This window comes from Neisseria sp. P0021.S006 (genome assembly GCF_051956895.1).
The window spans coordinates 1-483 of record NZ_JBQCWZ010001149.1 but is presented as its reverse complement, the minus strand read 5'-3'; the positions used below and the strand labels follow the sequence as shown (position 1 = coordinate 483).

Sequence of the window (483 nt, the reverse complement as noted above, 5' to 3'; positions counted from 1 at the left end):
AAAACACGGCGTTTCTGGCGTATTGTCTGCTTGACCGTATTGTGGACGACTATTTCATCGTTTTGGAGTCGTACAACAACCGTGTCGAAGCGATAGACAAGTCCCTGTTTAAAAATGAAAACAGCGATATTCTCAGTAAGATTCACCGCCTCAAGCGCGATGCCGTCCGTCTGCGGCGCACGCTTTTGCCATTGCGCGACGTGTTCTACCAACTGGCCGTACGCGGCGATTTTGCCATTTTCAAAGGCGAATCGACCGTCTATCTGCGCGATGTGTACGACCACAATATGCAGCTTATCGAATCGCTTGATGCCTCGCGTGATATGGTGTTGAGCATGATGGACATTTACCTTTCCTTCCAATCCAACCGCATGAACCAGCAAATGCGCGTGTTGACGGTTATCACCATCATCTTTATGCCGCTGACCGTCATCACCGGTATCTACGGCATGAACTTCGACAATATGCCCGAGCTGCATTGGC

The 483-nt window shown here is 49.9% G+C and carries 1 protein-coding gene; it reads left to right on the top strand.

The features are described from left to right. A partial coding sequence (locus ACTHUM_RS19195) for a CorA family divalent cation transporter (protein WP_440403872.1) occupies positions 1-483 on the top strand: 483 nt, incomplete at both ends.